Genomic DNA, 6,928 nt, shown 5'->3' on the forward strand with positions numbered 1-6,928 from the left:
TTGTCTAGCGCCGGAAGGGCGCCACAAACACAGGAGTTTCAATGTTGAGTTCCAAAGCCCCGAGGTCGGCCGCGACCCGCCTTCTTGCCGCCGGCGCAGTCCTGACCCTCGGCGCACTTAGCTTGACCGCCTGCGGAGGCAGTTCCTCCAGCTCGTCGTCCAGCGGAGGCGCCGCAGGAAAGATCGGCGTCTCGCTGATCGTGAAGACCACCTCCAACCCGTACTTCGTCGCCATGGAAGACGGTGCGAAGAAGGCAGCAGAGGGCGGAAACATCGACCTGAAGCTTGCCGCGGGCAAGTCCGACGGCGACGAGGACACCCAGATCCAGGCCATCGAAAACGCCATCTCCAAGGGCGACAAGGGCATCCTGATCACCCCGAACGGTCCCGCCGTCGTCGATGCGATCAAGAAGGCCCGTGACGCGGGGTTGTATGTGATCGCCCTGGACACCCCGCCGGACCCGGCGAGTGCCGTGGACATCACCTTCGCGACGGACAACTTCGCCGCGGGCAAGCAGATCGGTCAGTGGACTGCAGCGCAGCTCGACGGCAAGAAGGCCACCATCGCCTTGGTCGACTTGTTCAGCGACAAGGTCGTCTCCGTTGACTACAACCGCGACCAGGGGTTCCTGACCGGCCTGGGTATCGACACCGCCGACAAGACCAAGAACGGCGATGAGGCAAAGACTGGCAAGTACACCGGCGGTAAGGGCGGAGACTACGAGATCGTAGGCAACCAGGCATCCCAGGGCGCCGAGGACGGCGGCCGGACCGCGATGGAAACCCTGCTGTCGAAGAACCCGAACGTCAACGTCGTCTACACGATCAATGAGCCGGCCGCGGCAGGCGCCTACGAGGCGTTGAAGGCCGCGGGCAAGGAAAAGGGCGTGCTGGTCGTCTCCATCGACGGCGGATGCACCGGCGTGAACAACGTCAAGGCCGGCATCATCGGCGCCACCGCGCAGCAGTACCCGGTGAAGATGGCCCAGCTCGGTGTCCAGGCGATTCAGGACCTGGCCACCTCAGGCAAGAAGCCCACGGTCTCCGCGGGCCTGGACTTCTTCAACACCGGCTCCGCACTCGTCACGGACAAGGCAGTTTCGGGACTGCAGAGCATCGACACCACGGCTGCTTCCCAGATCTGCTGGGGCAAGTAAAGCCTCCCCTCTGCGGGGAGCCGTGCCAAGGCGTCTCCCCGCAGCACACCCAGCACGACAACAGTCATAGAACATTGAAGTTCAGGAGCTATTCAAGTGACCCAGCAACAGACCGCCGGCCCGCCGAGCGCCGGGCATGCTGACCTGGCCGAGGAATTCCTCGACCGCCAGACCCCTCTCAGCAGAATCCGCAACATTCTCCACCGCTACCCGGCCCTCAGCCCCGCCATTGTCCTGCTGATCGCGGTGGTAGTCTTCGGGATCCTCAATGAGCGCTTCCTGCGGGTGGAGAACCTGTCGCTCATCACGCAGCAGGTCGCGGTGGTGGGCACCCTCGCGATCGCCCAGACCCTGATCATCCTGACAGCCGGCATTGACCTCTCGGTCGGGGCGGTCATGATCCTGTCCTCGATGGTGATCGCCCAGCTTGCAGTCAGCAACGGCATCCCCGGGCCGCTCGCCCTCATTGCAGGTCTCGCCGTCGGTCTGGCTGCCGGGGCTCTCAACGGCTTCCTGGTGACCAGATTCCGGCTCCCGCCGTTCATCGTCACCCTCGGAACGCTGAACATTTTCGTCGCCCTGACGCTCCTTTACTCCGGCGGCAGCACCGTGCGCGGATCCGCGATGCCGCCGGTGCTCACCTGGCTGGGAAGCACGTTCCCGATCGGACCCGTCCGCATCTCCACCGGAGTCGTGATGATGATCCTGCTCTACGTCGTCGTCGCCTTCATTCTGGGCAAGACCGCCTGGGGACGGCACGTCTACGCGGTCGGCGATGACAAGGAAGCGGCCCGTCTTGCCGGTATTCCCGTCAGCCGGGTCCTCATGAGCGTCTACCTTGCCGCGGGCGCAGTTCTTGCCGTAGGCGCCTGGATCCAGATCGGCCGCACCAATGCCGCCAGCCCGAACGCCGGGGTCGATCTGAACCTGGACTCCATCACCGCCGTCGTGATCGGTGGAACCAGCCTCTTCGGCGGACGTGGCTCCATCTGGGGTTCACTGCTTGGCGCATTGATCGTCGGCATCTTCCGCAACGGCCTCTCACTCGCAGGCCTGGACGTCCTCTACCAGACTCTCGCCGTCGGCATCCTGATCATCGTTGCCGTGTCTATCGACCAGTGGATCCGAAAGGTCAAGTCATGACCATGACAGAATTTTCAGCCTCCCACACCGCCACCCGCGAACCCATCCTCAAAGCCAGGAACCTCGTCAAGACCTTCGGCCGCGTCGTTGGACTCGACGGTGTCAGCCTGGACCTGTACCCGGGCGAAGTCCTGGCCGTCATCGGCGACAACGGCGCCGGCAAGTCCACGCTCATCAAATGCCTGACTGGCGCCGAAATCCCCGACACCGGGGAGCTCTATGTCTCCGGACAGCAGGTGCACTTCAAACGCCCGCAGGACGCCCGGGTCCACGGCATCGAAACCGTCTACCAGAACCTGGCTGTCTCCCCGGCACTTGATGTCGCCTCGAACCTGTTCCTCGGCCGTGAAGAGCGCCTCCCCGGCCTACTGGGAAGCGTGTTCCGGATGCTCGATACCAAAGGCATGCGCAGGAAAGCCAAGGAAGAACTGACACGCCTGGGCATCTCCACCCTGCAAGACGTCACGGTGCCGGTAGAGAACCTCTCCGGCGGCCAGCGCCAGGCCGTCGCGGTTGCCCGCGCGGCTGCCTTCGGCTCCAAGGTCGTCGTCCTTGACGAACCGACCGCCGCCCTGGGCGTCCGCGAATCAAACCAGGTCCTCCAGCTCGTCCGCGACCTGCGCGACCGCGGCCTTCCGGTCATCCTGATCAGCCACAACATGCCACACGTGTTCGATGTGGCAGACCGGATCCACATCCAGCGCCTGGGCAAGTGCGCGGCCACCATCACCCCGCAGTCCCACAGCATGACCGACGCCGTCGCGATCATGACCGGCGCAGCCAAGGCCTGACAGGGCCGATCGGCGCTTCCCGCTCCCTCGGGGCCCCTTCTCCGTCCGCGGACCTGCCAACAGGTCCGTGGACGGATCCATCCCGGGGCTCCCACCAACGGCAATCCGAAGAAAGAACCACGATGCACAAGCTCCAACCGGCCGCCCCCGCCCACGACCAGATGGACGTCATCGTTATCGGCGAAGCCCTGATCGACGTCGTCAACGGCCCCGAAGGATCCATCAGCTATCCAGGCGGGTCCCCGGCAAATGTCGCCTACGGCCTTGGCCGGCTCGGCATCCCGACCGGGCTGCTCACAGCGATCGGCGACGACGAACACGGCACCGCCATCACCAACCACCTCCACAGCGCAGGCGTCCGGCTTCTTCCCGGATCCATTTCCCTTGAACGGACAGCAACCGCCACCGCCACCTTGGCCGCCGATGGCTCCGCCAGCTACGAGTTCGACATCGCCTGGCAGCTGGCACCTGTGGCGCCGGCCATGATCCCGAAAGTTCTCCACACGGGCTCGATCGCCACGTTTCTCGCGCCAGGAGCCGCCACAGTCCGCACCCTCCTCGAGCAATGCCACCAATCATGCCTGGTCACCTACGACCCCAACATCCGCCCGGCTCTCCTCGGCAGTCACTCCGAGGCGCAGTCAGTCTTCGAGGACCTGCTCCCGCTCACGGACGTCGTGAAACTCAGCGACGAAGATGCACACTGGCTGTACCCCGCATTCTCCCCGGACGAGGTCCTCTCCCATTTACTGGAACAGGGCGCGCGCCTGGCCGTCATCACCAAGGGCGCAGAGGGTGCCCTGCTGGCCACACCCGATGCCCGGTTCAGCATCCCATCCGTGAAGACCAAGGTTGCCGACACCATCGGGGCAGGCGACGCCTACATGGCCGCACTCATCTTTGAACTGCTGACCCGGGGCGACGAGGCGTTTACGCCGCCCGGGCTCGAAGCCATTGGGCAGACCGCGTCGATGGCCGCCGCAATCACAGTGAGCCGTCCAGGCGCCAACCCGCCTACCGCCGAAGAGTTGCAGACGCGTCTGGCAGGCCCTCGGCGACGTCGGCACACCGTCGCCTATTCCTGAGCGGCCATCGCCCGATCTCGGGCTGTCAGTTCCACGCACCGCCGTCCATTTGTGTGCGCTCATTCAGGCCAAGAATCGAGACCTTCAACGACGCTAATGCTCTTCATGTTCCTGCACTGCGACGGAAGCCACAGCTGAGAGTCCGGGGCATTGGCCACGATTGGTCACGCTCTCAAAGTCGGCGCTCCAGGAGCGCGCCGCCAGATCCTTTTGCGGTAATCCCAGCGAGAGCTCCAGTGAAACGCAAGAGCCCGGCATGGGTCGTCGCTGATGAAGCTGATATCCAGTAGGCCCCGAGCCGGGTCCATCTTTCCCGTCGAGCGAGGCGGCAGCTCGGAAGGTGGACCCGTCGAATTTCGATTTGGAAGTGCACGGGTCCGTCCTGTCCGGGGTCCAGGATCAGGCCGGACCAATACTCGCCGTGTTTGTCTCGGCTTTCTCATCCCGTCACGCCGATGTGGTTGGTGTCCAGGGTGATGCAGCCACCCCCGGTACCCGTGGCTCGTATCCACGGACCCGCAGCCTCGCTACCTCTCCTTTGAGCCGCGGGGAAATTGGTCCCCGGCTGTGGACAGGGAACAGGCCATCCGAGGAGGCAGAAGCGATAGTCCGCTGGCGGCGCTAGTGCTTCCACAGTCCGTTGCGCACGCGCGCTACCAACAGCGTTGCTCCGGGTGAAATTTCGACGCCGATGACGGGCAACAGCGACAAGGACCCCATATCCATTGAGCGTCCGGGGTGCCGTTGGGTCGGCCGGGGGTGCCGGCGAGGTCGCAGCTGTGATTGCCTTCCAGGCTTTACCGGCGTCGTCGACAGCGGGATGCTTCAGCCGGGCCTCACGCCGGGTCGTGCCTCGTTGGCAACGAGTGGCGGGAGGGGTATTCGCCTTGGCTTAGCTTTGACCGGATGCGTGCTCTATGCAATACGGAGTCCAAGGCCTTGCCTCCAGGCGACCCTCCGCGATGGGCTTGCCGCACACGGCGCACAGTCCGTAACTCCCGTTGGCAATCCGCAGCAAAGCGGCCTCGATCTGTTCCAGGCCCACCCGGCTCTGCTCCATGAGTGCGGAAGCCTGGGAAAGTTCGAAAGCGATCGTGCTCCCTTCCGGATCGTGTTCGTCGTCGACGTTCGCGTACTGCCTGGCGACGTTTACCGAAGTGATGTCCCCAAGGAGGGCTTTCAAGAGCGCAACCTTGCGGTCACGTTCCTCCTCAAGGAGTACTCGGAACCGCTTCGCATCGACCATGGGACGAAAGGCTACCGCACAGTTGAGCTTGAGTGGGCCAGGCCGCGAGCTCGTGGGACTGCTCTGACGACTGGGAGCACCGCGACTCGGCAGCGCACAGCCGCCCAGGAATGCCCAACGTGTGCTCGATCGAAGGCCGTGACGCCTACTGTGGGTCGCGCCGGACTTCCGCGGGAGTCCATCCCAGGGCTGGACCGAGTTTGCTGGCGATGTCGGTGAGGATCTGGATGTAATCCTCGTGGTCGAAGCTGAAGGGCAGCGCAAACGCCACCTCGTCGACTTCCTGGAATCCTGCGTGTGCGTATAGCTGCTCGGCGATCTCGTCGCTGGTACCGATCAGATCCGCGGCGAACAGCATGCCCCTTGCCCCCTGCGGCGCCCGTGTGCGGGGAGTGCGTTCATCAACATACCACTGGTATTTCTCCCGCTGACCCGGCGAAGCCAAATCAGTTGGGATCACCACCAGGCCCTGCGACACACCGGGGACACCCGATCGGTGACGCCGGCACGTACCCCGATGGTACATTTCCCGTCGGCGTCCTGATGACCGCCCCGCCGGGCGAGGTCAAGAGCGCGCTGCCGCTGGAGTCCGAGTTCGGCGTGTTCGAGGCGCCCTTGGAGGATTACGACGTCGTGGAGCTGACCCGCTTCGCCCGGCCCCTGATGCGGGGCCGGGTGGCGTTCGGCGATTGTTTCGCTGCGCCAGTGCCCGGCGCAGGGTGACCAGGCATTGGCGCGTTACCTTGACCCCGGTCCATCATCCTTGGGCCGTTTGCCGGGAAGCAGCAGGGCACAGATCCTTTTGAAGACGTGGAGCGGTGTGGGCGCCGGACGCCAGCTGGAAACAGTGCCCGGCCGCGTCATGGCGTCCGGCCGGACGGTGACCGCCCGCTCTACGTTGGGTCCGCCGGGGTTTGGGCGCTGCTGTTGAGGATGTAGTCGGTTGCTGCTGGTCCGGTCATGCGCAGGCTCGGGAACGTCCAGCCCTTTCCGGTCTTTTCCGGGCGAAGGCCCGCGAGGCGGAGTGCGGTGCGGAAAGCCTGGTCGGGCACGGGGACTCTCCGGTTCAAGGAACACCAGCTGACGTAAAGCCCATAGAACGCGTCGGCGTTGATCCCTGAATCGCTCGCGTCGTTAACAATGCAGTCCCGAAGGAACTGGCTGATCTGTGAAGGGGTCATTCTGTGCTCCTGGGAATTTAGGGTTGGATTCCGTAGATGAATTCCTTGGCGTGGGCGACGGCTTTTCTGAAGGCGTCGTTGCGGAGGGTGACTTGCCCGGGGTTTTTGGGGTCGGTTTCGAGGTAGTTCGTGTAGCCGGGCCGCAGGACCCAGATGTCACCGGACGGGGGGAGGTAGAAGACCCCGAAGGAACGGTGCTGGGGATCCTCGGTCCAGATGGGGACGACCGCGACCGCGGCACCGGTGTCCGGGTTGATCCATTGGGCCCGTGGCATGGGTTGTTCGTGGGTTTCCGGGTCCAGGAACGGCGCTGTTCCTTTGCCCC

8 protein-coding genes and 1 pseudogene are annotated in these 6,928 nt (G+C 64.4%); 5 read left to right on the plus strand and 4 right to left on the minus strand.

Annotated elements, in window-relative coordinates; genetic code table 11:
- The first annotated feature begins 41 nt into the window (after positions 1 to 41).
- The 4 genes from QRN51_RS20795 to QRN51_RS20810 all read left to right on the plus strand — a co-directional run bounded on the left by QRN51_RS20795 (position 42) and on the right by QRN51_RS20810 (position 4,176).
- A complete protein-coding gene (locus QRN51_RS20795) occupies positions 42 to 1,157 on the plus strand; it encodes a substrate-binding domain-containing protein (RefSeq protein WP_284991720.1) in 1,116 nt (371 codons plus the stop codon).
- Positions 1,158 to 1,253: 96 nt separating this feature from the next.
- Positions 1,254 to 2,300 (plus strand): ABC transporter permease, encoded by a 1,047-nt coding sequence (locus tag QRN51_RS20800; RefSeq protein WP_234750546.1) that lies wholly within the window; start codon positions 1,254 to 1,256, stop codon positions 2,298 to 2,300.
- Complete coding sequence (locus QRN51_RS20805) at positions 2,297 to 3,091, plus strand: ATP-binding cassette domain-containing protein (protein ID WP_284984946.1); 795 nt, start codon at positions 2,297 to 2,299, stop codon at positions 3,089 to 3,091. The genes QRN51_RS20800 and QRN51_RS20805 overlap by 4 nt, the downstream gene beginning before the upstream one ends.
- Positions 3,092 to 3,213: 122 nt before the next feature.
- A complete protein-coding gene (locus tag QRN51_RS20810) occupies positions 3,214 to 4,176 on the plus strand; it encodes a carbohydrate kinase family protein (RefSeq protein WP_059389025.1) in 963 nt (320 codons plus the stop codon).
- A gap of 892 nt (positions 4,177 to 5,068) precedes the next feature.
- Here QRN51_RS20810 and QRN51_RS20815 read toward each other — a convergent pair.
- The gene (locus tag QRN51_RS20815) at positions 5,069 to 5,422 is read right to left on the minus strand and encodes a TraR/DksA family transcriptional regulator (RefSeq protein WP_284991721.1); all 354 of its coding nucleotides are present in this window, start codon (positions 5,420 to 5,422) and stop codon (positions 5,069 to 5,071) included.
- A 145-nt stretch (positions 5,423 to 5,567) separates the two neighbouring features.
- Positions 5,568 to 5,900, minus strand: a pseudogene (locus QRN51_RS20820) (LLM class flavin-dependent oxidoreductase); the annotation flags it as partial.
- 65 nt (positions 5,901 to 5,965) lie between these two features.
- Between QRN51_RS20820 and QRN51_RS20825 the strand changes: the two are divergent.
- Complete coding sequence (locus QRN51_RS20825) at positions 5,966 to 6,145, plus strand: hypothetical protein (protein ID WP_284991722.1); 180 nt, start codon at positions 5,966 to 5,968, stop codon at positions 6,143 to 6,145.
- A gap of 170 nt (positions 6,146 to 6,315) precedes the next feature.
- On the opposite strand, the gene QRN51_RS20830 is transcribed toward QRN51_RS20825, so the two are convergent.
- Both QRN51_RS20830 and QRN51_RS20835 read right to left on the minus strand, forming a co-directional pair.
- Complete coding sequence (locus QRN51_RS20830) at positions 6,316 to 6,603, minus strand: hypothetical protein (protein ID WP_284991723.1); 288 nt, start codon at positions 6,601 to 6,603, stop codon at positions 6,316 to 6,318.
- A 17-nt stretch (positions 6,604 to 6,620) separates the two neighbouring features.
- Positions 6,621 to 6,928, minus strand: a 308-nt coding sequence (locus tag QRN51_RS20835; RefSeq protein WP_284991724.1) for a hypothetical protein, incomplete at its 5' end; no start/stop codon positions are given.

This window comes from Arthrobacter sp. efr-133-TYG-120, from assembly GCF_030209785.1.
Taxonomy (GTDB): Bacteria; Actinomycetota; Actinomycetes; order Actinomycetales; family Micrococcaceae; genus Arthrobacter.